The organism is Chitinophaga jiangningensis (assembly GCF_900142605.1).
GTDB lineage: Bacteria > Bacteroidota > Bacteroidia > Chitinophagales > Chitinophagaceae > Chitinophaga > Chitinophaga jiangningensis.
In genome coordinates, this window is the sequence record NZ_FRBL01000003.1 from 592,606 (window position 1) to 616,764 (window position 24,159).

28 protein-coding genes are annotated in these 24,159 nt (G+C 46.0%); 12 read left to right on the top strand and 16 right to left on the bottom strand.

Going from position 1 to position 24,159, the window contains the following annotated elements; all coding sequences use genetic code 11:
• The first annotated feature begins 143 nt into the window (after window positions 1–143).
• A complete protein-coding gene (locus BUB18_RS09855; protein ID WP_073080285.1) occupies window positions 144–1,472 on the top strand; it encodes a saccharopine dehydrogenase C-terminal domain-containing protein in 1,329 nt (442 codons plus the stop codon).
• Window positions 1,473–1,559: 87 nt separating this feature from the next.
• On the opposite strand, the gene BUB18_RS09860 is transcribed toward BUB18_RS09855, so the two are convergent.
• From BUB18_RS09860 to pdhA, 6 genes are all read right to left on the bottom strand, one after another.
• Window positions 1,560–2,267 carry an SIR2 family NAD-dependent protein deacylase gene (locus BUB18_RS09860; RefSeq protein ID WP_073080286.1) on the bottom strand — a complete coding sequence of 236 codons (708 nt, stop codon included), beginning with the start codon at window positions 2,265–2,267 and terminating at the stop codon, window positions 1,560–1,562.
• Between the two features lie 47 nt (window positions 2,268–2,314).
• The gene (locus tag BUB18_RS09865; protein ID WP_073080288.1) at window positions 2,315–2,725 is read right to left on the bottom strand and encodes an EVE domain-containing protein; all 411 of its coding nucleotides are present in this window, start codon (window positions 2,723–2,725) and stop codon (window positions 2,315–2,317) included.
• Between the two features lie 31 nt (window positions 2,726–2,756).
• Window positions 2,757–3,476 carry a (Fe-S)-binding protein gene (locus tag BUB18_RS29340; protein ID WP_073080289.1) on the bottom strand — a complete coding sequence of 240 codons (720 nt, stop codon included), beginning with the start codon at window positions 3,474–3,476 and terminating at the stop codon, window positions 2,757–2,759.
• 9 nt (window positions 3,477–3,485) lie between these two features.
• A complete protein-coding gene (ribH, locus tag BUB18_RS29345) occupies window positions 3,486–3,986 on the bottom strand; it encodes a 6,7-dimethyl-8-ribityllumazine synthase (RefSeq protein ID WP_073080291.1) in 501 nt (166 codons plus the stop codon).
• Window positions 3,987–4,078: 92 nt separating this feature from the next.
• Window positions 4,079–4,780, bottom strand: a complete 702-nt coding sequence (locus BUB18_RS09880; RefSeq protein ID WP_073080292.1) for a tetratricopeptide repeat protein — start codon at window positions 4,778–4,780, stop codon at window positions 4,079–4,081.
• Between the two features lie 102 nt (window positions 4,781–4,882).
• Entirely contained in the window at window positions 4,883–5,875 is a 993-nt protein-coding gene (pdhA, locus tag BUB18_RS09885; RefSeq protein ID WP_073080490.1) for a pyruvate dehydrogenase (acetyl-transferring) E1 component subunit alpha, read from the bottom strand.
• 228 nt (window positions 5,876–6,103) lie between these two features.
• On the opposite strand from pdhA, the gene recF reads away from it, so the two are divergent.
• On the top strand, window positions 6,104–7,183 hold the full coding sequence (gene recF / locus BUB18_RS09890; RefSeq protein ID WP_083549717.1) for a DNA replication/repair protein RecF: 1,080 nt from the start codon (window positions 6,104–6,106) through the stop codon (window positions 7,181–7,183).
• Between the two features lie 34 nt (window positions 7,184–7,217).
• Window positions 7,218–7,505, top strand: a complete 288-nt coding sequence (locus BUB18_RS09895) for a DciA family protein (protein WP_073080293.1) — start codon at window positions 7,218–7,220, stop codon at window positions 7,503–7,505.
• Here BUB18_RS09895 and BUB18_RS09900 read toward each other — a convergent pair.
• The 7 genes from BUB18_RS09900 to BUB18_RS09930 all read right to left on the bottom strand — a co-directional run bounded on the left by BUB18_RS09900 (window position 7,502) and on the right by BUB18_RS09930 (window position 12,403).
• Window positions 7,502–8,011 (bottom strand): DUF4252 domain-containing protein, encoded by a 510-nt coding sequence (locus tag BUB18_RS09900; protein ID WP_083549683.1) that lies wholly within the window; start codon window positions 8,009–8,011, stop codon window positions 7,502–7,504. The two genes, BUB18_RS09895 and BUB18_RS09900, sit on opposite strands and share 4 nt — an antisense overlap.
• 24 nt (window positions 8,012–8,035) lie before the next feature.
• Window positions 8,036–8,563, bottom strand: coding sequence for a DUF4252 domain-containing protein (locus tag BUB18_RS09905; RefSeq protein WP_073080297.1), 528 nt, complete (start codon window positions 8,561–8,563; stop codon window positions 8,036–8,038).
• A gap of 33 nt (window positions 8,564–8,596) precedes the next feature.
• Complete coding sequence (locus tag BUB18_RS09910; RefSeq protein WP_073080298.1) at window positions 8,597–9,094, bottom strand: hypothetical protein; 498 nt, start codon at window positions 9,092–9,094, stop codon at window positions 8,597–8,599.
• Entirely contained in the window at window positions 9,084–9,599 is a 516-nt protein-coding gene (locus BUB18_RS09915) for an RNA polymerase sigma factor (RefSeq protein WP_073080299.1), read from the bottom strand. The genes BUB18_RS09910 and BUB18_RS09915 overlap by 11 nt, the downstream gene beginning before the upstream one ends.
• 81 nt (window positions 9,600–9,680) lie before the next feature.
• Window positions 9,681–10,736 (bottom strand): ABC transporter permease, encoded by a 1,056-nt coding sequence (locus BUB18_RS09920; protein WP_073080300.1) that lies wholly within the window; start codon window positions 10,734–10,736, stop codon window positions 9,681–9,683.
• A gap of 18 nt (window positions 10,737–10,754) precedes the next feature.
• Window positions 10,755–11,837, bottom strand: a complete 1,083-nt coding sequence (locus tag BUB18_RS09925) for a BT_3928 family protein (RefSeq protein WP_073080301.1) — start codon at window positions 11,835–11,837, stop codon at window positions 10,755–10,757.
• Window positions 11,838–11,857: 20 nt separating this feature from the next.
• The gene (locus BUB18_RS09930; protein ID WP_073080302.1) at window positions 11,858–12,403 is read right to left on the bottom strand and encodes a DUF1599 domain-containing protein; all 546 of its coding nucleotides are present in this window, start codon (window positions 12,401–12,403) and stop codon (window positions 11,858–11,860) included.
• 124 nt (window positions 12,404–12,527) lie between these two features.
• Between BUB18_RS09930 and folP the strand changes: the two genes are divergently transcribed.
• Genes folP through BUB18_RS09945 form a run of 3 tightly spaced genes read left to right on the top strand, consistent with a single transcriptional unit; the run spans window position 12,528 to window position 14,660 of the window.
• Window positions 12,528–13,388, top strand: a complete 861-nt coding sequence (gene folP / locus BUB18_RS09935; protein WP_073080303.1) for a dihydropteroate synthase — start codon at window positions 12,528–12,530, stop codon at window positions 13,386–13,388.
• Between the two features lie 33 nt (window positions 13,389–13,421).
• The gene (locus BUB18_RS09940) at window positions 13,422–14,234 is read left to right on the top strand and encodes a diadenylate cyclase (protein WP_073080304.1); all 813 of its coding nucleotides are present in this window, start codon (window positions 13,422–13,424) and stop codon (window positions 14,232–14,234) included.
• A gap of 27 nt (window positions 14,235–14,261) precedes the next feature.
• A complete protein-coding gene (locus tag BUB18_RS09945; RefSeq protein ID WP_073080305.1) occupies window positions 14,262–14,660 on the top strand; it encodes a thiol-disulfide oxidoreductase DCC family protein in 399 nt (132 codons plus the stop codon).
• A gap of 77 nt (window positions 14,661–14,737) precedes the next feature.
• On the opposite strand, the gene BUB18_RS09950 is transcribed toward BUB18_RS09945, so the two are convergent.
• Together BUB18_RS09950 and BUB18_RS09955 are read right to left on the bottom strand one after the other, a co-directional pair.
• Window positions 14,738–15,616, bottom strand: a complete 879-nt coding sequence (locus BUB18_RS09950; RefSeq protein ID WP_073080306.1) for an FKBP-type peptidyl-prolyl cis-trans isomerase — start codon at window positions 15,614–15,616, stop codon at window positions 14,738–14,740.
• A 35-nt stretch (window positions 15,617–15,651) separates the two neighbouring features.
• The gene (locus BUB18_RS09955; RefSeq protein WP_073080307.1) at window positions 15,652–16,656 is read right to left on the bottom strand and encodes a DHH family phosphoesterase; all 1,005 of its coding nucleotides are present in this window, start codon (window positions 16,654–16,656) and stop codon (window positions 15,652–15,654) included.
• Between the two features lie 157 nt (window positions 16,657–16,813).
• Between BUB18_RS09955 and BUB18_RS09960 the strand changes: the two genes are divergently transcribed.
• Window positions 16,814–17,230, top strand: a complete 417-nt coding sequence (locus BUB18_RS09960; protein ID WP_073080495.1) for a nucleoside-diphosphate kinase — start codon at window positions 16,814–16,816, stop codon at window positions 17,228–17,230.
• A gap of 797 nt (window positions 17,231–18,027) precedes the next feature.
• Entirely contained in the window at window positions 18,028–18,927 is a 900-nt protein-coding gene (xerD, locus tag BUB18_RS09965) for a site-specific tyrosine recombinase XerD (protein ID WP_073080308.1), read from the top strand.
• Between the two features lie 223 nt (window positions 18,928–19,150).
• Here the strand turns inward: xerD and BUB18_RS09970 are convergent, their stop codons facing one another.
• Window positions 19,151–20,062: a hypothetical protein gene (locus BUB18_RS09970; protein WP_073080309.1), complete on the bottom strand. Its 912-nt coding sequence runs from the start codon at window positions 20,060–20,062 to the stop codon at window positions 19,151–19,153.
• Between the two features lie 439 nt (window positions 20,063–20,501).
• On the opposite strand from BUB18_RS09970, the gene BUB18_RS09975 reads away from it, so the two are divergent.
• The 4 genes from BUB18_RS09975 to BUB18_RS09995 all read left to right on the top strand — a co-directional run bounded on the left by BUB18_RS09975 (window position 20,502) and on the right by BUB18_RS09995 (window position 24,083).
• Window positions 20,502–20,915 carry a hypothetical protein gene (locus BUB18_RS09975; RefSeq protein ID WP_073080311.1) on the top strand — a complete coding sequence of 138 codons (414 nt, stop codon included), beginning with the start codon at window positions 20,502–20,504 and terminating at the stop codon, window positions 20,913–20,915.
• Window positions 20,916–21,627: 712 nt separating this feature from the next.
• Window positions 21,628–22,419, top strand: a complete 792-nt coding sequence (locus BUB18_RS09985) for a sensor histidine kinase (protein ID WP_073080314.1) — start codon at window positions 21,628–21,630, stop codon at window positions 22,417–22,419.
• 132 nt (window positions 22,420–22,551) lie between these two features.
• Complete coding sequence (locus BUB18_RS09990) at window positions 22,552–23,211, top strand: response regulator transcription factor (RefSeq protein WP_073080316.1); 660 nt, start codon at window positions 22,552–22,554, stop codon at window positions 23,209–23,211.
• Window positions 23,212–23,237: 26 nt separating this feature from the next.
• Window positions 23,238–24,083, top strand: coding sequence for a DUF2911 domain-containing protein (locus tag BUB18_RS09995; protein WP_073080318.1), 846 nt, complete (start codon window positions 23,238–23,240; stop codon window positions 24,081–24,083).
• The last annotated feature ends 76 nt before the right edge of the window (window positions 24,084–24,159 follow it).

A 24,159-nucleotide genomic window follows, 5' to 3' on the forward strand; every position in this document is an offset into this window, starting at 1 on the left:
ATTGAAATCCAATTCATATTTCTGAGGAATAATATTTATTTTATATAGCTGAATCCGAAAATCACTTTCAATTCGAACATATAACATAAAAGTGCTGTTATTCCCCTGATTCTTAATCACTTTTTCCAATAGAAAAGCGTACTATGAAGAACATATTGTTGTTTGGCGCAGGAAAATCTGCAACAAGCCTGATCGACTTCCTTATCACCAATGCCCCCCGGTTAAAATGGCATGTGACGGTAGCTGATCAAGACCTGATGCTGATCAAGTCCAAGACTGGCAAATCTTACTATGCAACCCCCGTAGAATTAGATATTAAGAACCAGACTGCAAGACATCAGCTCATCCAGGAAACCGACCTTGTTATTTCCCTGCTCCCCCCTTCCCTACACATTCTTGTTGCTAAAGACTGCCTGCAGTATCGCAAAAACCTGCTCACCGCCTCCTACATCGATGATGAAGTACGCAAGCTGGAAAAGGATATTGAAGCAGCAGGCCTGCTTTTCATGTATGAAATGGGCCTCGATCCCGGTATTGATCATATGTCGGCCATGAAGCTGATCCACTCTATTGAAAAGAAAGGCGGCCAGATTTTCTCGTTTAAATCCTATTGCGGAGGATTAATATCTCCCGAAAGCATTGATAACCCCTGGCAGTACAAAGTATCATGGAATGCCCGTAACATCGTGCTCTCCGGCAGCACCGGCGCCACTTACAAGGAAAAAGGAAAAATACGGGAACTTACCTACGAGCAACTCTTTGATCACAATAAAACCATTCATGTACCCGGCCTCGGCAAAATGGCGTACTACCCTAACCGTGATTCACTCGCGTACATGAACATTTATAAACTCCAGGAAATTGCCACCTTCATGCGTGCAACCCTGCGCTTCCCGGATTTTTGTGAAGGCTGGAATGCCCTGATAAAACTGGGCCTCACAGACGATGCGCATAAAAAACAAACAGACCAGCTCTCCTATTTCGACTGGGCTACGCAAAACCTGGAAGGCAACAAATCCAGTGAGGCCCATGATGAATTTGTAGCGCAACACCTCGGTGTTTCCAGTAAGTCAAAAGTCATTCGCCAGCTGAAATATCTCGGCCTGCTCAACGGCGACCAGATTAACCTCGGTGAACAAACGAATGCTGCCGTGCTGGAACATGTGGTGCTCGATAAACTGAAAATGGAACCACAGGATAAAGACATGATTGTGATGCTCCATGAAATTGAATTTGAACGCCGCAGCATGGCCACCCGCATGCATTCCTACATGATTGTACAGGGAGAGGATAATGTGCGCACGGCCATGGCGAAAACGGTGGGACTACCGTTAGGCATTATGGCGAAGCTGATCCTGCAGGACAAAATTTCGCTGACGGGTTTGCAAATTCCGGTAATGCCGGAAGTGTATAATCCGGTGCTGAAGGAATTAGAGGATTTTGATATCAGGTTTGAAGAGAGTTTTGAATAACTACGTATACGTAAAACAAGAGAGGGAATACCCTGCGGGTATTCCCTCTCTTGTTTTGAACCGCGCCGAAGGCGTGGTTCAAAACAATCAGTCATTCAAATATTGCTCCAGCAGCACCTTCGTCAGCTCCTCCACCCCAGTGGTAGCGGGACTTTCAATCTGATGCAGGTTTTTATAGTAGCCATCTACCGGAGGTATTTTTTTGTCGATGATAAACTTGTGTGCGTGTACCGGCGCGTAATTGATCAAACCAGCTGCCGGATACACATTCAGCGACGTACCCACTACCACGAAAATATCCGCCAGACGTGCTTCCTGCTGCGCAGGCGCAATCATGGACACTTCTTCCCCAAACCAAACGATGTGCGGGCGCAGTTGTCCGCCGTCGGGGCCCAGGTCGCCGATGCTGATATCACCTTTGATATCGAGAATATTTTGTGCATCGTCGTCGTGTACGCTGCGCATTTTAAAGATTTCTCCATGGAGGTGCATGACGTTGGTGGATCCTGCTCTTTCGTGGAGGTCATCAATATTTTGGGTGATGATGCGTACATCGAAATGTTCTTCCAGTTTTGCAAGGCCGATATGGGCGGCATTGGGTTGAGCGGCGCCTACATCTTTGCGGCGCACGTTGTAGAAGTCCAGCACCAGTGCCGGATCTTTACGCCAGCCATCAGGAGATGCCACCGCATACACGTCGTATCCTTCCCACAGTCCGTCTGAATCACGGAATGTTTTAAGGCCGCTTTCTGCGCTGATACCTGCTCCGGTTAGCACTACCAGTCTCTTTTTCATGAGAATATTATTTGGGATTAAGGTTATGCCTTTATGTGCATGGTCCCTTACTTCATTTCACCCATCTCCATGATCACCTTGAATTCTTCCGGTGTAACGTTACAAACGGAAAGGCGTCCCTGACGGATAAGCGACAGGTTGGCCAGGCTTTTTTCGGCCTTCATTGCGGCCAGGGTAACAGGTTTTTTGAAAGGCTTCAGGGGCTTCAGGTCCACTACTACCCAGTTAGGATCAGGTGTGGTGGGGTCCTGATAAGATTCTTTGGCTACGGTGGCCAGTCCTACAACTTCCAATCCTTCATTGCTATGGTAAAAGAGGACCTGGTCGCCCTTTTTCATGGCTTTGAGATTATTCCGTGCCTGATAATTACGTACGCCATCCCAGAAGGTCACTTTGTCTTTTACAAACTGTTCCCAGGAGTATTTAAATGGCTCAGACTTCACCAGCCAGTAGTTCATTGTTGCTGTGTTTTGATGATGATGCGGGGGATTACCAGCCGCTGGCCAGTACATCCGCGATGTGCATGATTTTAATATTGGTTCCGTGTTTGCGTATATAGCCGTCGAGGTGCATGAGACATGACAGGTCAGTGGAGATCAGGTAGTCTGCTCCGCTGGCTACTGCGTTATTGACTTTTTGTTCGCCCATACCCATGGATATTGGCTCAAATTTAACGGAGAAAGTACCTCCGAAGCCGCAGCATGTTTCACAGTCATTCATTTCCTTCAGTTCCAGTCCCTTTACATTTTCCAGCAGTTTTCTGGGGCCTTGTTTGATACCGCATTCTCTCAATGCGCCGCAGGCGTCGTGATAGGTGCCAATGCCGTTGAGGGTGGCGCCTAAGTCGGTTACATGCAATACATCCACCAGGAATTCGGTAAACTCGAAAAGGTTTTTCTTCAGGAGTTTCACTTCATTGTGAGCGGCGGAGTTATCAAACAGTTTGCCGTAGTAGTTGCGGACAAATCCGGTACAGGAACCACTTGGTGCTACAATATAATCAAAAGTATGGAAGTCTTTCAGGAATTTGGTGGCTACCGAGCGGCATTCATCGTGATAGCCTGCGTTGAATGCGGGCTGGCCGCAGCAGGTTTGCTCGGGGTTGTAAGCCACATTGCATCCCAGTTTCTCCAGTACTTTCACCATATTGAAAGCGGTTTCCGGGAACATTTGGTCTACAAAGCATGGTATGAATAACTGTACGTTCATCTTATAGTTTTAGCTCTTTGCCAATGACCTTTGCAGTGCTATCATTTTCAGTGCGGTGATAGCTGCTTCTTCTCCTTTGTGACCGTGTGCACCACCCAGGCGATCGAGTGCCTGTTGTTCGTTGTCTACTGTAAGAATTCCAAATATAACGGGAACGGGTAACTGAAGGTTCAGTTGCAATATTCCTTCCGTAACGGCTTTACATACATAGTCGAAATGAGGTGTTTCACCACGGATCACGCAACCAAATGCAATAATAGCGCCAGGTTGGTTACCGGTACCCTCTGTAGCTTCCCAATATTGCTTACAGGCGTATGGCAGTTCAAATGCCCCGGGAACAACAATCTTGTTAGTTTTAGCCACTTTGTACTGTGCGAGTGATTTTTCACAGCCGGCTACCAGTTCGTTGATGATATGGTCATTCCATTCGGTATAGACCATAACAACACTGGCATCCTCCAGGTTGAGAATGCCAGCATCATTTAATAAGCTCTTGTTATTATCAGACATATTCTGTTGCTTTCTTTTGCTGATGTGGAGCAGCTTTTAGCATCCGAATATCTTTTCATTCCGGCTGCTAAAAGCCAGCCACTGCAGCGATATTAGTTTCTTACATCACCGAGAACAGCGAGATATTTATCGATCTCTCTGCCTTCAGCACTCATTGGATATTTTTCTTTGATCTCTTTGAAGATCGCAATAGCGTCCTGGTCTTTACCAGCTTTACGCAGTGCCATGCCGGCACGGAACAGGTATACTGGCGCGGTCAGTTCATTGTCGTTGTAGTGACCTGCTTTTTTGTAAAACTCGATACCATCGTTTACCTGGTTCAGTTCCATGTAAGCGTCGCCGATCAGGCCGAATGCAGCTGGTTGCAGCATCAGGTCATTGGAAGAAAAGCTTTTCAGCATGTCAATACCTTTCTGGTATTCACCCAGGCGGATGTAGCATACGCCTGCGCTGTATTTAGCGATATTACCAGCTTTGGTGCTGCCATATTTATCGATCACCTGCAGGAAACCGTAGTTGTTACCATTACCATTCAGGGCAACTTTGAAAGAATCTACCGCAAAGCTGTTCTGCGCCTGGAAAATCATTTCCTGGGCTTTGGTTTCATTAGGTTGTTTAATGAAACGGTTGTATGCGAAGAAACCTCCGACAACTACTACCACTGCGAGGAGGCCAATATTGATAATATTTTTATTCTTGGTATAGAAATCCTCTGCGCGGTGCATAGATGCCTGCAGGTCAAAATCCTGGGATGCAGTTTGCGGTTGAGTGGCTTTATTTTTAGTTTCTGCCATTTTAATGTGTAATTGTAGTTGCTTGGTTTATGAATAGCTGCAAGTGAATAACAGTCCCTCCGGAGCTGATCCGAAGGGACTGTTATTGCAAGTTAATGACTTTTAGTCAACGATAAACGGATAATCTTGCTGGATATAAACATCCTTCAGCAGTTCATCGTCAGAAGGCCAAGGAGATTCTTCCGCGAATTGCACGCAATCTTCCACCTCTTTCTTCACCTTATCGTTTATGGCTTCGATTTCAGCTTCAGTAGCCCATTTGTTCTTCTGGATTACTTTCAGTACCTGGTTAATCGGATCCTGATCTTTATACTCTTCTACCTCTTCTTTAGTGCGATATTTCGCAGGATCACTCATAGAGTGACCACGGTAGCGGTAAGTTTTTACTTCCAGCAAGGTAGGACCTTCACCGGCGCGAGCGCGTTTAACAGCTCTTTCAAAACCTTCGTGCACCGCTTCGCAGCTCATACCATCGATGGTATCGGAAGGCATTTCATAAGCGTTAGACAGCTTATAAATGTCCAGTACGTTAGAAGTACGTTCTACGGAAGTACCCATTGCGTACATGTTGTTTTCACAAACAAATATTACCGGGAGTTTCCACAGCATGGCCATGTTAAAGGTTTCATGCAGGATACCCTGGCGTGCAGCACCGTCACCGAAGAAGCATACCGCCACATTATCAGTTCCTTTGTACTGTTCTGCGAAAGCAAGACCAGCGCCTGTTCCTATCTGTGCACCCACGATACCGTGACCGCCGTAGAAGCTGTGCTCTACAGAGAAAAAGTGCATACTTCCTCCCTTACCTTTGGAACAACCTGTCGCCTTACCATACAATTCTGCCATACAGGCATTGGCAGAAATTCCTTTCGCTAATGCCAAACCGTGATCACGGTACGCGGTAATGAATTTATCGTCCGGCTTTGTAGCTGTCATTGCACCAGCAGCAATTGCTTCCTGTCCTATGTACAAATGGCAAAAACCACGGATCTTCTGCATACCATACAATTGGCCCGCCTTTTCTTCAAAACGGCGCAGCAAAAGCATCAATTCATACCAGTACAGATACGTCTCTTTGGTGAATTTCGTCTTCACGTCTGTTTTAGTTTGCACTCTTTCTAAATTTGTTCGCAAATATAACAGGAAAATCCTAAAATTTAAATATCAATTCCAATTCCTGATAAATTATGCAAATTCATCAAATTCAGTGAGTTTTGCAGTTAGTAACTGAAAAGCTGCCGCAGACGTCCTCCCGACACGGCTTTTTATCAGTTATAAATCATCGTAATTTTGCATATTAATAGGATCGAATATTTTTTTTCTTTGCTGCATATAAGAAACATATCAATCGTACAGTTCAAAAACTACTCGGGGCGCAACTTCCAGTTTCACCACCGCATAGTTGGGATTACCGGCCGCAATGGATCGGGTAAAACCAATCTCCTCGACGCCATCTACTACCTCTGCTTTACGAAAAGCTACTTCACCTCCAATGAAAGCCAGAATACCCAGTACGAGACCAACGGTTTCCGGCTGGAAGGCATGCTCGACCGTAACGGAAGCGCAGAAAAGGTGGTTTGCACCCTCAAGGAAGGTAAAAAGGAGATTTCCCTCAATGACGACAAATACGAGAAATTCAGCCGCCATATCGGCCAGTTCCCCGCCGTTATGATCGCTCCCGATGACGCCGAAATCATCACCGGCGGCAGCGAAGAGCGCCGCAAATGGCTGGATACCCTCCTGTCACAACTCTACCCGGACTACCTGGAACACCTCATCACCTACCAGAAAATTCTCCTGCAGCGCAATACCCTCCTTAAAAACATGGAGCAGGCCGGCCCAGCCGCCAATCAACTGCTGGATGTGTTCGATATGCAGCTGGTACAGCATGGTACACCCGTCTATCTCACCAGAAAAAAATTCCTGGCAGATTTTATACCACAGGTGCAACGGCTGTACGACTACATCTCAGGTACCCATGAAGTGGTAAACATCCGCTACCAATGCTCCCTGCTGGAAGAAGATTTCGAAAAACAACTCAGCGCCGCCCGGTTCAAGGATATGCAGCTGCAACGTACCAGTACCGGCATCCACCGGGACGACCTGGTATTCCTGCTCAACGACTACCCCATGAAATCCAGCGCCTCACAGGGACAGCGAAAGAGCTTTCTCTTTGCCCTTAAACTGGCGCAGTACGAAGTACTGAAGCAATACAAACACTTCCCTCCACTCCTGCTGCTCGATGATGTGTTCGAAAAGCTGGACCAGGAACGGGTAATGCGACTGATTGCCCTGGTGGCCAGTCCGGATTATGGACAGGTATTTATCACAGATACTCATGCAGCCCGCTTGCAGCAAGCTTTTGAGCCAACAGGAGAAAATATCCAGGTGATAAACATTTAAGGAAAGGAACAGTAAAATTTCATAATTTCGCACCATGCGTCACGGAACCACCAGTATAGGAGATGCCCTCAGGGAATTCATGAATAAAAGCAGGATGAAACCCCGCCTGACAGAAGTTCGTATCCAGGAAAACTGGGAACAGATAATGGGGAAAACTATTGCAAGGTATACTTCCGGGATTCAGTTAATCGATGGGAAATTGATTATAACTACCAGTGTGGCGCCACTTAAACAGGAGTTATCTTATTCGAAAGACAAGATTATCAAATTGGTCAATGAAATGCTGGGAGAAAACGCGGTCAAAGAAGTAATGATCCGTTAATTGCTGGCAAACTGCTTCACCAGGCCGTTCACATCTTCTATCTTCAAGGTGGTATGCAGGTTGATCACGGTTAATTCCCTGTCGCCCTGAATCAACATCACTAAATCACCCAGTTCATCATTCTTACCTTTGTTGAGGATATGAATCTGATTGTTCTGCTCCCGCACTTCCATCAGTAATTCGTAGTGATCCTTTACTTCGAGGTTGTGTTTCAACCTATACACATCATTGTCGGCAATTGCAGTACTGTCAAGGTTTTCAAAAGAATAGATCCGAAGGTTCTTCACCTTGTTGATCAGCTTTTTGGCCGCTTCCGTTTCAGGATCATTATCCTTGTCCATTTTCATCACCATGCCCGCCAGCTTCATTGCCATGGAGCCCAGGTGTACGGTGGTCATATCCGCCTTACCTTTAAAGCTGTTTGTGAACTCACGGATACTTTTATCCTGGGCAGCAACAGTACCTGCCATCAATAACATGCTACAACCGATTAAGAACGTTTTCATACATCGTTGGTTTTAAGTGTGAGGTTACTTTTTCCTGCGTACATTCTTGAGGTTATCCATCCCCTGGATGTCAATGTTGGACGCAATCTGGGAGATTTCGTTCAGGTCAATATCGCCTACCAGGCTCATGGCCAGGAACTGTGAAGTACCGCCAACCAGCATTACCAGCTCATTGATATTGCCTTTGGCATTTTCTTTCACGAGGAATTTAAGGTCACTTTCCTTATCGCGGATAGTCATCAGCTCCTCAAAATCGTTGCCGAGGTAGGCTGCTGCTTCGCGGTACAAACGCTGACCGTCTTTAGTGGTTTCTTTACTGAGAATACGCAGGCCTTTCAGTTTTTGCACCACCCGCATAAATGTTTTGGCATCAGGATCGTTCGCATCGAACTTTCCAAACATGCTGAACATCTTAGGAGTGATGGTAATCACGGTGAAACTGCGGTCATTCTCGTATCGCTGGAAGAAGCGTTCTATTACGCTACTCCCCTGTTGCGCAAACAGCTGGCAACTGAGCAATACTGTGATGATTAATAAAAGGGATCGTTTCATCTCTCTAAAATTTAATAGTAAAATCGGTTGGTATTAATTACTTCCTTGTAACTTTTCTACTGCGGTATTGAAATAGGACAGCTGCTGCATTTTATCAGTGCCCTTGTTGAAGTTTCTACTCAACAGCGCCAGTGCTTTTTTAGCTTCCATATAGGCCCTGCGCTCTTCAGCTTCCTGGCGGGCCGCTATCAGCTTGGTTTCACGGTGCTGACGGAAGGCATAGCCAATGCCGGCCAGCATTAGTACAATGGCGGCATATTTCATCCAGTTACGGAATGGTTGCATATGCACCACCCTCGCAGGGGCCTGCTGAGGCGGCGTTTCCTGCAGGAAGGACATATCCCATTCCGGTTCTGCGGGAAATTGCGCTTCCGCTGCGATGTACTGAAACAACGGGGCTGCTTCCACCAAATCTTCCGGCAGATCGGCAGGTGGCTCGCTGAAAAAAGCTTTCAGTTCGGCCTCTTCTGCCAGGGAAGTTTCTCCTTCCCAATACTTTTCAAGCAGGGCGCTGATTGCTTTATAATCCATATACCTGTTGATTTTGTAGTTTTTCCCGTACACTTTTTCTGGCACGGTGCAAATTCACTTTTACTTCATTCACATCTATATCCAATGCTTCGGCAATTTCCTGGTACGAAAGCCCATCCATATCACGTAGCTGCATGATGTTGCGATATTTTTCCGGTAACCCGTTGATCGCTGCATGCACCTTATTCATCACTTCATTCCGTTCAGTGGCCGCATGTGGATTTCTCTGATGAAGGGCTGGAAGCTCGCTGGCCTTGTCGAGGGTATCAGCGATCCGGTATTTACGGGATTTAATCTTATCCAGTGCCAGGTTGCGGGTAATCCGCATACACCAGGCCTCCAGGTTTTGCAGCTCCATCATCTTTCCCTGCATAGCCCAAACCTTCATCAGTGCATCCTGAGTAATGTCCTTTGCATCTTCCTCATCACCCAGCAGCCGGTAGGCAAAGCGGAAAAGCTTTGTTCTGACTGGTACAACCTGGGAAAGAAATAGTTCTAATGACATGTAGAATACCACTGTTTGATAAGAAGACGACTGGTAAATAGAGATGTTACAAAAATTTCTAAAATTTTTTTTCGGGAGATGTTAATCCAGTCTGATCCGCGGATCTATCGCGCCATAGAGGAGGTCGGCGAGGATATTTACCAGCACAAAAATGCCGGCAGTAAATAATATGGCTCCCATTACCACCGGAAAATCATATTTGTCCAGTGCTTCCACGGTGATCTTGCCAATACCTTTCCAGCCGAAAATATATTCTACGAAAAAGGCACCCGCCAGCAGCTCTGCAAACCAGCCGGTTACGGCGGTCAGTACGGGGTTTAAGGCATTAGGAAGGGCATGCCGGAATAAAATAGCCGGACTTGCAAGCCCTTTAGCCCTTGCAGTACGGATATAATCCTGGTGCAGCACATCCAGCATGGCACTGCGGGTAAGCTGCACGATAATCGCCAGTGGCCTGATTCCCAGCGTTAAGGCAGGCAACACCAGGTTACGGAAGTTGAGCACTCTCCCTTTAAAGGGATCGATATCATACAGGCTGCCAGTCATATGGAGCCCGGTGTAATCACTTAATAAGAAACCAAATAAATAGGCCAGTACAATGCCGGCAAAAAACGAAGGTGCACTGATGCCCAGCACACTGGCAAATACGGAGCCGGTATCCAGCCATGTATTTTGTTTTACCGCTGCCAGTATTCCCAAGCCTATTCCAACAATAGTAGCAAATATCATAGCCGCTGCGGCCAGCAGCAAGGTTCCCGGCAAGGCCTCCATCAGCATATCCCACACGGGCTTTTTGCCCTGGTAGGACCTGCGGAGGTAAGGCGCTTTCAGTAATAAGGTATTGCCGGATTTAAATTTTACAATGGGGAGATAATTAAAGTTGGCATTGGCGGCACTGGTTTCGTGCAGGCCTATGGGCGACAAATCATTCAGATATAATAAAAACTGCATCCTCACCGGTTGGTCGAGATGCAGTTCTTTTCTTACATTTTCCAGCGAGGAAACATCGGCACGCTGTCCCAATGTAAGCCTGGCCGGATCGCCGGGTAATACATTGAAGAGGAAAAACACCAGCGTTACTACTCCCAGTAACACCAGCAGTCCATAACCGGTTTTTCTCAGCAGGAAGCGCAGCATATGTTTACCTGTATTTTATTAAGGAATATCGTGGTAAGCCCATTTACCCTTAATGGTGCCTTTATCGAGCAGGATCAGTCCGGGATTGCTTCTTACAGCAGTTTTGATCGCCACACCATCCATTTGCAGGAACTGGAAGGTTAAGCCTTTCGCTTGCTGGAAGGCGGCAATTTCTTCCTTAGTGGAAGCGGTCACCCCAAAGATTTCGATCTCTCCTTTCTGCTGTTTTGCCTGCAGGGCCCTGATTTTATCTTCCCATCCGGTGCCGGCAGTGCTGGTATTGAGCACCATAAATAAATATACCGGTTTAGTTTCTTCCAGTACGCCCTGGGTTTGGTTACCACCGTCCAGGTCCATCAGGATGAAGTCCTTAATGGCTGGTTCGGCATTACCTTTCTTTATCAGCTTATCCTTACGGTCTACAAACACCCAGGTAGAATCAGACCAGGGGTAATTATCTTCTGTAAATTCCTTTTTGACACCGTCCTTTTCATAGATGAAAGTCATCTGGTATACGTCAGGTGTAGCACCCGGCGGCAATTTCATCTTCTCAGGAATATTATTACCTACTTTATAAGCCAGGCAGTCGATCACCGGCAAGTGGCGCAGGGTATACCATTGAATACCGAACGATAATACCGCCGACAGCAGCACGATAAAGCCTGCCCCTTTAAACAGGGGCTTAATATCATTACGTTTTGCAAAGATCAGCAGGATCATTACAAACAGGATCACATCTTTCCAGAAGGTTTGTGAAGCAGTGAGTTTGATACAATCACCGAAGCAGCCGCATTCCCGGATGGTACCGCTAAACAGGGCGTAGCCGGTGAGGAAGGTAAAAAATGCGATCAGGAGCAGCAGCAGTACCGAGAACGTGCGCATACGGTATCCTACAAGTACGGCTACACCGGCGATGATCTCAAAAGCGTTCATGATCACGGAGAAGGCCAGTGAGTAAGGCGAGAGGAAGGTCAGGTGCAACACTTCAAAAAACTCGTCCATCTTGTAGCTCAGGCCCAGCGGATCATTGGCTTTGATCAACCCGGAAAAAATAAACAGCACCCCTACGAGGATGCGAAACAGGTTTAGGATAATTTTCATAAGTTATTTAATGGTTTAGTTTAGGATTGCCGGGTTTCACTGATCTTGATCAGGGCGAACAGTGCATAGTTAATGATATCCGTGTAATTGGCGTCGATCCCTTCTGAAATCAGCGTTTTACCCTGATTACGGATAATCTGTTTGATGCGCAGCAGTTTGGTGAGGATAAGGTCAGCAAACGACTCCTGACTCATATCTCTCCACGCTTCGCCGTAGTCGTGGTTTTTAGCCAGCATCACTTCCTCTACTTCAGCGCGGTACTTATTATATAAGGCCTCTGCTTCTTCCACCGGCAAGTCCGTATAGGGGTTACCGTTTTGTTGCAGTTGAATGAGTCCGATGATACCGTAATTAACGATAGCCTTGAATTCTCCCTCAATATTATCCGCTACTTTCTGAACGCCTGTTTCCTGGATGGTGCGGATACGCTGGGCTTTGATAAAAATCTGATCCGTCACGGAAATCGGCCGCAGTACTCTCCAGGAGGTACCATAGTCCTTCGTTTTCTTGATAAAAATATCCTTACAACCATCAAATGCGGCGTGATATTGTGCTAATGTATCCATAATTCAGAGGCTAAAATCATAAATTGCAGGCAGGCGAATGGATTAAATCCCGCTCACCTTGCTTACATTACGTAAATTGCAGGGCAAAATAAAGAATTTCAGATAAACAGGCGGAACTATTACCATGAAAACTAACCATATCCATACACCGTCATCACTTTCGATCAATTGCAGGGGCAGGCTGCTATCTCTTGCAACACCTGTGGTGATGGGCATCATCAACGTAACCGATGATTCATTTTATGAAGGCAACCGGATGCGGGAATTGCACCATGTGGTGGAAAAAGCGGGCAGGCACCTGGCAGAAGGTGCGGCTATACTGGACCTGGGCGCACAAAGTTCCAGGCCTGGTGCAGAGGTGATTGGGGCCGACGAGGAGCTGAACAGATTATTACCTGCTATTCATGCCATCTTACATCATTACCCTGAAGCCATTATATCCATCGATACCTGGTATGCAGCTGTGGCTGAAAAAACGGTTCATGCAGGTGCTGCTATAATTAATGATATTAGTTCGGGAGATTTAGATCCCGCGATGATACCAGTGGCCGGTAAATTACAGGTGCCATATATCGCTATGCACATGCAGGGTAAGCCAGCTACTATGCAAGTCAATCCTGTTTATGAAAACGTTACCAGGGAAGTGCTGGATTACCTGATCCGCAAGCTGGCTGAATGCCGGGCAGCGGGCATCCGGGATTTCATTGCTGATCCCGGCTTTGGGTTTGGAAAAACGCTGGAACATAATTATGAGTTGATGAGCCAGTTGCACCTGGTGGCTGAAATTCTGCAAACACCTGTGTTGACAGGCATCAGCCGTAAGTCAATGATTTATAAATTACTGGGCACCTCCCCTGTGGAGGCCCTCAATGGAACCACCGTACTCAATACGGTGGCATTGCAACAAGGTACGCATATCCTGCGGGTACATGATGTAAAGGAAGCAGTAGAAACAATTAGGATCTTAGACAAGCTGAAGGGATAACCCTGTTTTTTCTGACAGCAATATAAATTAGACATGAGGGAAGTATTTAAATTTTACGGTTATGAGTTTCGCTGGCTGGAAGTATTAGACCTGCTGATCGTCGTTTTTCTTGTAATTCAGTTGTACCGGTTGCTGCGGGGCAGCCTGGCATTCAATATTTTCGTAGGCCTGTTAATGATATATGCGGCCTTTTTTATGGTAAGGGCGCTGCGAATGCCCATCCTCACCAACATCCTGCAGAACTTTATCAATGTAGGGCTGATTGCTATCATTATTATCTTCCAGCCGGAGATCCGGAAGTTTCTATTGGTGCTTGGGAAGAAAACACCACTTAGTAAAGACAGCTTTTTGACTAAATTGTTTTTACCCGATAAGTTCAAGAGTTATAAAGATGAGGAAAACATTATTAATGAGATCATTACGGCGGTGGGTCGCATGATGGGCACCCATACCGGGGCGCTGATTGTGGTGGCTACCACTTACCGTTTAAAATTTGATACCGCTTCCAGTATTCCTATAGACGCCAACGTTAGTGCCAAGCTGATAGAGAGTATTTTCAACAAACACAGTCCGCTGCACGACGGGGCCCTGATCATTGTAGGCAGCAAAATGCTGGCTGCCAAGGTGATATTGCCAGTATCCGAGAACCCGGATTTGCCTACCCGCGTGGGTTTAAGGCATCGTTCGGCGGTGGGCATTACCGAACACAGTGATAACCTGGCGATTATCGTTTCAGAAGAGCGGGGTACGGTTTCCTATGCGCAGGATGGTAACCTGACACAGGATGTATCCCTGGAGGATTTGAAAGTTAAATTGTATGAAGTATTGATCGACGGTTATGCCTGAGTGATCAAATAACTTACCTTTGCAGAGATGAAACACGGGATCATTTTATTCGACGGTGTTTGCAACTTTTGTAATGCGAGCGTGAATTATGTCATCCGGCATGATAACCGGGGTTACTTCCGGTTTGCATCGCTGCAATCGGATACGGCGGCTTCACTTGCTATAACGTGGAATTTTAGCACCGAAGGAATGGAATCATTCGTGTTACTGGAAAACGGTAAGGTATATACGAAAAGTACGGCAGCGTTACGGGTAGCGAGGCGGCTGGGATTTCCGGCAAAATTGCTCTATGGGTTCATTGTGCTGCCATCGTTTCTGCGGGATGGTGTTTATACGCTGATTGCGCGTAACCGTTACCGTTGGTTTGGCCGTCAGGAGGCCTGTATGGTGCCAACACCGGAGTTGAGCGCCCGTTTTATGAAGTAGGACTGTATTAATAGAAATAAAAAACGCCCTCCTTTGCAATTGCAGGGAGGGCGTTCTCTTTTATCCTGAGATAGTGATTACTTAGCAGGAGCCGGTGCAGGAGCAGCAGGAGCCTCAGGTGCACCTGGTTTAATATCAACCAGTTGTACATCGAATACCAGGATAGAGTTACCTGGGATTGCAGGAGGTGAACCTTGCAGACCGTAAGCCAGGGTAGAAGGAATTACCAGGGTAGCTTTAGAACCTTTTTTCAGGCCAGCCAGACCAGCATCCCAACCTTTGATCACGAAACCGCGACCCAGCGGGAATTTAATTGGTTCCAGCGGCATGCCCGGACGGAGGGTAGAATCCTGAGAAGAGTCAAATACTTTACCGCTTGTCAGTTTACCAGTGTAGTGAACGTAAACGGTATCACCAGCATTTGGAGTAGCACCAGTACCTTCTTCTTTCACAGCCACATAAACACCTTCAGCGTTTTTGGTAGCGTTGATTTTGTTTTTCTCCAGGTATTCTTTGATCAGCTTCTCATCTTTTTCTTTCTGAGCAGCAGCAGAGAATTTACCTTCTACAGCAAAGGTGATTTTCAGTTTGTCACCTTTTTTACCGAACTGAGGACGTTGCATAGGAGGCAAAGAATCCCATGGAATGAAGAACGTAGCGCTATCGCCTTCATGGAGGAGTGCGATACCTTCCATCAGGTCGAACTTATCCGTTGGTTTAGACACCAGAACGGGAATTGGCGCACCAACAACTTCGCGGGAGGTACCCAGCAGGGAGTCGTTGATTTTCTGCGTAACGTTCATCAGGGCGGTATCGCCGATTTTCAGCTGAGCACCATTACCAGATTTGTGCACGATATATTCAATACCGCTTGGTGTTTTCTTCACACCGCCACCACAGCTGGCCAGGAACATGCCTAACGCTGCTGCAGCTAATAAATAATTGTGTTTTTTCATTTGACTGTATTAGTAGGTTCTAGTACTATAGCAAGTTATTGTAATTGTTCCTCATTTTCCTCAATTGCCTTCAAAAATCTCTCAACGGTTTTTTCGAGGGAGTCGGAACTTCTGCCACCGGAGGCGTTGAAGTGACCTCCGCCGTCAAAATATTTGCGAGCGAAGGTGTTGACGTCAAAGTCGCCTTTGGAACGGAAAGAGAGCTTCACTTCCACATTCCGGTCGATGATCAGTGCCGCTAATTTAATACCCTGGATTGAAAGGAGGAAATTTACCAGCCCTTCCGTATCCCCTGTCATAAGGTCGAACCGTTTCAGGTCCGTATAAGGGATGGCGAGCATGGCGGTATTGTATTCATAGAATACTTCCATACGGTTGAGCAGACTATGACCGAGGAACCGGAGTCTGTTTTCCAGGAAGTTATCATAGATATTCTGGTGAATTATTTCGTGTTTGAGGCCGCGGTCCATTAAATCAGCTACCATACGGTGTACGCGTGCGCTGGTGGAGGCAAACCGGAAGGAGCCGGTGTCGGTAACGGTGCCGGCGTAGATGCAGGCAGCGATATCGAGGTTGATCAACTTGTCATCGCCCAGCTTGTAGATGGTTTCATATACCAGCTGCGCGGTGGAACTGGCGGAGGTATCGCTTACACCATAATCGAAGTTAGGCTGCGGTTCCAGGTGGTGATCGATCAGAATTTTGATGCAGTCCATTTTCTCCAGGAATGGTGCCATGTTTTTGGTGCGATACAGGGCGTTGAAATCGAGGCAGAAAAGCAGGTCGATTCCTTCCAGGGCGGCCATAGCCTTGTCATTAGAAGATTCAAAGTCCAGTACCAGCTCGGCGGCAGGCATCCATTTCAGGAAGTCCGGGAAATTGGTGGGAGAAATTACAGTAACATCATGGCCTTTCTGAATCAGGTAGTGGTACATGGCCAGGGAGCTTCCCATAGCATCTGCATCTGGTTTCTGATGCATGGTTATCACCACTTTCTTCGGGCTTTCCAGCAAAGGCTTAATTTCCTCGATCGACTTCATTCAAACTGTAATATTGTTAATTTATAAGTTCCTGTTGTTGTTAACAGAAAATGAAGTGCGAAGTTCTTTATTTGGGCCAGAATTTCAAAATTTTTTACCACTAAAGAAAATGTAATTACTTTTGCGGCTCAAATCAGTAATCCGGAATAAAAAAACTATGGGTAACAGAACATTTACAATGATTAAGCCTGATGCGGTTGCAAACGGGCATATTGGCGGCATCCTGAACATGATTAACGAAGCAGGCTTCCGTATTGTAGCTATGAAAATGACGCAGCTGTCTGCTGCTAAAGCCGGTGAATTTTACGCAGTACACAAAGAAAGACCTTTCTACGGTGAGCTGGTTGAGTTCATGAGCAGCGGTCACATCGTTGCAGCTATCCTGGAAAAGGATAATGCAGTGGAAGACTTCCGTAAACTGATTGGTGCTACCAACCCTGCTAACGCAGAAGAAGGTACTATCCGTAAGAAATATGCGGAATCTATCGGTCGTAACGCAGTTCACGGTTCTGACTCCGATGAGAATGCTCAGATCGAAGGTGACTTCTTCTTCAGCGGTCTGGAGAAATTCTAATCTGTAATTACAGGTAAAGATATAGGCCGGTGCTTCGTGAGCACCGGCTTTTTTGGTTTGGGGGAATTCGATCGGTTGCAATGGTGGTTGATTGGAGGACTGCAAACGGATTGCATATTGGCATTATCGCAATTATTTGGGCGGTGGACAGGTTGCATGCAACATCTTATTATTTAAGTCCGGAAATCGATACCGGATGCGACGCACCATCGATGCATAAGGCGAAACCGTTCGTGAAGGAGGCCGTTCGATCATATTTACATGCTCAATTTTTCGTATATGATTCGTAGAGCCTCCAGGCAGGCGGCTATCCGCTAAGGTCTTCGCGGAGGGTCTGTGCTGCGATTCTCGGAGGAGATTGAAGTAGTAGATTAGCTCGCATAGCCGCCTGCCAGGCGGCTCTACGCAGTTCAAACCCAAAACCCAATTAAACTAATAATAAATAATTGATATTAAGCACGCTGAATAAAATTATCTAAACCAACACTTTATTTAATGAAGAAAACTATCATTATACATTAAATTATTCCCTTACTTATCAATCTTTTGCCGGAAAAACAATGCGGATACCCAGGTATACTACTCCCAGAAACAGCTCATCTCATCATAAGTTTTATTTCTATAATTTATTGATTTAGATAGATATAAATCAAGTATTTTAAAGCAACGCATTAAACAACACCTTCACATTATAAAAATCCCACCTGTAAAAAGTACCACTACCCTATTTTCCAGCGTAACTCGCATTTTGTTGCCTGAGTGGCCCGAGTTTCGCAAAATGCCCTTATATTGCCATTATGTGGGAATCGTTCCGAAAATTATTTAAGGGTTACCTCCAATTAGAAAGGTCCCTTTCCGGTAATTCTATAGAAGCTTACCTCCGGGATGTGGAGAAACTGGAGCAGTACCTCCAGGCGAACGGGCAGGAAAAATTACGCCCTCAGGATGTGACCCTGCAAGATCTGCAAAGTTGCGTGCAATGGGTTGCAAAACTCGGAATGACACCAGCCTCCCAGGCGCGCATCATCTCCGGTATAAAGGCATTTTACAAGTTCCTGCTCATGGAAGACATGGCTAAGGAAGACCCCAGTCAGTTACTGGAAGCTCCCAAGCTCCAGCGAAAATTACCGGATGTGCTCACTTTTGAAGAAATTGAACTGATCATCTCCCAAATACAACTGGATACGCCGGAAGGCCACCGCAACAGAGCCATACTGGAAACCATGTATAGCTGCGGACTACGTGTAAGCGAGGTCGTGAACCTGCAAATCACACAGTTACATTTCGATGTGGGATTCATCCGGGTAATCGGAAAAGGAAACAAGGAACGGCTGGTACCAATCGGCAAGGACGCCATGAAGCAGATAGATATGTACCGCCGCAATATTCGTATACACGTCCCCGTGAAGCAGGGCGAAGAAGATACTGTTTTCCTCAACCGCCGGGGCAGCGCGCTGAGCAGGGTCATGATTTTCCTGGTCATTAAAGACCTGGTGAAACTCGCGGGGATAGAAAAGAATGTGTCGCCCCACACCTTTCGGCACTCTTTTGCGACACACCTGGTGGAAGGCGGTGCTGACCTGAGGGCCGTACAGGAAATGCTGGGTCATGAAAGCATCACCACCACCGAAATCTATACGCATATCGACAGGGAATACCTCAGGGATACCCTCCAGCGATTCCATCCAAGGTTCTGATCATGCGAATAGCCCTATGGACAGCAAAGGGATCATTATGCGAGCGATTCCATCTGTGGGTCTGATCAAAGCCTTATTTGTCACCAGCTAATCGTACTGTACATACAGCAGCTCCCCCTTATATTTATTAAATCCGGCTGGGAACCTGGATTGCTTCGATCCTTCGCGGGTATAAAACGAAGCGGCCCCGCTGTTAACGGAGCCGCTCTCAAACATTGGGTCATTAATCTTTCACAATAAGCCTGCTGTGCACCCTAGCTGCAGGAATCCGAGCGCGACCCTTGCGGGTGTCGACACGACTCCTTACATGATGGAGCCAGGTACTGATATGACGGGTAGCCCTGGTAAAGATGCCGGGCTTATAAATAATATCCAGATGGGAACAGGGAGCTACGTCCTGTCGGTCCGAAGCCATCGCATGCGACTCATCTTCTGCCCAGATAAGCTGGTCATGCCGGTAAATCTTGAAGAAGATATCCGGCCCCTGGTTACTACGGCCATCCCGAACCAACTGCAATCTGCCGGTATATAAATCTCTCCTTGAAAAATGCATGGTATACCTGCCAAACTCGTTTGTATAGGTTTCGGCTATTCTTTTGCCGGTAACGGCATTATAGGCAGTCACTTTCAGGTGTGGTTCACCACTAAAGCCTGTCTGACTCTTCACTACACCTGTAATGACCCAGGCGCCGGCATTCCGGTAAATTTCCGCCCAGGCATCGGGAGGAATGAGATAGGCATATGCAGCCAGATATTGTCCGTTTTGCTTTTTCCAATGGGGCACCAGGTAACTTAACCGGTAGTTGCGGGACTTAAGGTTACCGGTTTTGCCTGGCATCTCATCCAAACAGAGATTTAATTCCAGGGCTTCGGTAAACAAATGAATTTCCTCCCACTCCATGCGGAAGTTGCCCATGTGGTCAAGGGTAGCTTCCGCCAGTAGCCGGTCCGCCTTCAGTAACACTTCATGCGCCGTAAGCGGCCGAAGGTTATTAAAGTGACCTTTTACAATGCTCAGGTGATCACCGGATTGGTTGACTCCCGGTAAATAGACCCTGATGCGTGCATTAACCAGTGGCTCAATGCAGTCGTCACCAATCAACGCAGAGATGTTGCCAATTAACAGGTAACTCATAGTTAAATTTTTAAAAAAAGGGGTTAACGAGTTTAACCTAATACTGTTTAAGGGCACAGTATAACCCTCTGCAAAATGCTAACTACAAACAAACATGGTAGAAAGGCCTGTTTTCTGTATCGAATGTACTGTCCGTTGATAAAATAGTCTGTCGGTATATCGACACTACAAAGATTGATAACTTCCACCCGTCAATCAAGCGTTAAATAACTGATAATACGGAATGCGTAGAAATACGCAATTTTATGACACTGACACCTGATTACAATAAACGGCATCTTGTATATTACTTCTGCAAATCCTTTACTATCAAGGATTACAGCCACACCAGATGAGTTTAAACGCTTACCAGCGGCATCTCAGGCCTATTGGTAGTGTAAAAATTTATAATAATTTTACCGCAGACTATTTCTAACTCCTAAATCTAAAACTAACACTTATGAGCGCTTCAAACCGCCCTTCCATTTCTGAAGCCGGTGGCTTCATCTCTAAAGAGAGAATGGATACATTGCTTGGCAACTATGCAGCAGAACATGCTGATCAGAAATCTGCCGATTTTGTAAAAGCTATGTGCTTTTCTAAAGACAAAGTGCTGGAACTCCTGGCTGATGACAGAGCTGCGGGTCTGAGAATTTATTACGGTATTCATATCGATACAGATGGTGATGGTATCAAAGAGAAGAAAATGGTGCTGGTAGCAACCGATGCTGATGGTAATGACATTCTGCCTGCAGGTGCTTCACTAGATGGTGTACAATCCAAGGACATGGCTTTGATCCTGGACGACGGTCTTCCTTGCCCTAATTACTGCGGCGGCGGCGGCGGTGGTGGTACAGACCAAAAACCAGAATAATTACTGTTGCCAAAATTATCATAAAAGAAAGATAGATTACTTGTGCTTACAATAATGCTAACGGTATTTTGGTGTATGTTGGGGATCGAATTCCTGGTTCTGATCCCCTTCCTATTAAAATACAGACAACTGGACCCTTCTTCGAAATGGATTTTTTACTACATACTGCTGTCACTCCTCTTTTCTGCAGGTTCCTACCTGATTATGGTGCTGTATAAAAACAATATGTGGTACTTCAATCTGATGCATTTCCTTCAGTTTGTTGTACTATCTATGTTCTATATTTCATGTATCAAATCCCCTAAACTACGATACATCATACTTCGCCTTCCAATTGTCATGCTATTTGTTTTCTCCGTCGACTTCTTTCGGATCGATGGAATGAAATTCTATAACTCTGTATCCACCGGCCTGAAGGCAGCTCTAATGATATTCTACGCTATATCATTATTCATGCAGCAACTCAGTGATAAAGAATTGATTGAAAAATCGATATACATAAACTCTTTACCTACGTTCTGGTACAATTCAGGATTATTCCTGTACTTTTGCTCGACTATTCTCTTTTCAATCAGTCTGAGTCTGTTTCAAAAAACACAGCACGAAAATCCGGATAAAATGGTGCTCGTAACTTATAGTATCACGTATGCCATCGGCAGTATTTCGATGATCTTGTTTTACATCGGACTAAGCAAGACGAAACTATTGAAGTATGCGGATCACTGATATTATTATTGTCGGGACCACAGTAATGCTCATTTTAGCTATTGTGGTAATACTGCTGGTAATGCTCCAACAGAAACAGGTAATTCAACATAAATTAATCATTCGGGATAAGGATCTTCAACTCCAACGTGAGCGCCTCGAAGCCATCCTGCAAGGGCAGGAACTGGAACGTAAACGCATTGCAGAAGACCTCCACGACGAAGTGGGTGCACAGCTGTCTGTGCTGAAATTAACCATCGGCGGCCTCCAGCCTCTCCTTAAAACAGGCAACGGAGAAACCGAACGGTTAAAGGAAACGAAAGAATTCACTGATACCATTATTCAGCAACTTAGGTTTATTTCACAAAGCCTGCATCCGCAAGCCCTCGACAATCTGGGCCTGGCACACGCACTGGATTCTTTCTGTAACCTGATGAATAAAAACAAGCAGGTAGCTATTCATTTCAAAACACCGGAAAACACTATTCCGGTGGATAAGTCCAAGGCATTACATGTATACCGTGTAGTACAGGAACTGATCAACAACATTGTAAAGCACGCGGAAGCTACCAGCATTGAAATCACCTATAAATGCACGCCCAATCTCCTGACTGTAGACGTGGCTGACAACGGTAACGGCAAACTGCTCGATACCCTGACGGAATCAAAAAAGAAAACAGGCAGCCTGGGATTGAAAAATATAGAGAGCAGACTCAATATCATCAACGGCACCATCTCCTACAACAGACGAAATCCGATTGGAACCGTGGCACAGATTAATGTAGAGAACTATCAGTAATCTGCTCAGAATTAATTGATTCTTATGTAGTTTTATTCTAAATTGCCAACTGATTCATACTAACTGGTATGAATCAGTGTGATTTAATAATTCTTGGAATAATAATGTAATTCTCTATAAACTGTCCTCCAGATGACACACCATATAAAAGTGGCAATTGCCGACGATCATAAGATCTTCCGCAGTGGAGTCATTAACACACTTATCCCGTATGAAAATATCAGTGTAATATTCGAAGCTGATGATGGCCAGCATTTGCTGGATATCATGGAAAAACAACAGCCGGATGTTATCCTGATGGACCTGAAGATGCCCAACATGGACGGTATTGAGGCTACCGTAAAAGTAAAGGCCAAATACCCGGATGTCAAAGTGATTATCCTCACCATGTACGAAGATGATAACTTCATCGTACACCTGGTGGAAAACGGGGCCAACGCCTACCTGCTTAAAAATGCCGAACCGGAAGAGATTTACGAAGCCATCTGCACCACCTATGACAAAGGGTTTTACTTCAACGAGAACGTAAACCTGGCACTGCTCAAAAAAGTGCTGCACAAAACCAAGCAGCATATTAAGCCAACACTCAAAAATGAAGTGCAGCTCAATGACCGGGAGATGGAAGTACTTAAATTGATCTGCAACGAACAAACCACACAGGAAATTTCAGAAAAGATCTTCCTCAGTCCACGTACCGTGGAAGGTATCCGCCAAAAACTTCTGGAAAAACTGAATGTAAAAAACAGTGTAGGTATTGTGCTCTATGCCTTCCGTAACGGCCTGATCGAATAACGCCACCAATATTCTCAACATATAATATGAAAACGATCAAAACACTTGCGGTAGCCACCGGCTGCGCAATCGTACTGTACGCAGGATCTGCTTTCGCCCAGGTTAAAGTACCTGCGCCAAGCCCCAGCCAGACTATTAAACAACAATTCGCTCTTTCCAGCGTAGAACTGAACTACTCCCGCCCGAACATGAACGGCCGCACCATCCTGGGCGACCTCGTGCCTTACGATAAAGTATGGAGAACCGGTGCCAACAGCGCTACCACCATCACTTTCGGTGAAGACGTAACCTTCGGCGGCAAACCAGTACCTGCGGGTAAATACGGCCTGGTTACCATTCCTGGCAAACAATCCTGGACCGTAATCCTCAGCAAAAACCTGAACATCACCAAACCGGCAGATTACAAACAGGAAGAGGATGTAGCCCGTGTAACCGTTACGCCTAAACGCAACGGCGCCGCACAGCAAACCTTCTCCATCGATTTCCAGAATATCCAGTACAAATCAATGGACCTGGTGATCAGCTGGGATAAATTCAGCGTACCTGTAGGCATCGCCGCTAACATCGACGGACAAATCCAGTCCCAGATCGAAGCCGCTATGCAAACGGACAAAAAGCCTTACTTCCAGGCAGCTCTCTACTATGCTGACATGAATAAGGACCTGAAAAAAGCAGTTACCTACATTGATCAGGCGGCTGAACAGCAACCTGATGCCTTCTGGGTACTGTACCAGAAAGCCCGTATCCACTCCCTCGTAAAAGATAACGCGGTAGCTAAAGCTGCTGCGCAACAATCCATGGAGCTGGCTAAAAAAGCAGAAAGCGCTGACTACGTAGCACTGAACACCAAGCTGCTGGCAACACTGAAATAAGCTTCAATGCTATAAAAATGAAAGAGACGCAAAATGAATTGCGTCTCTTTTTTATTGGTGGTCTTCGCAGGAAGCA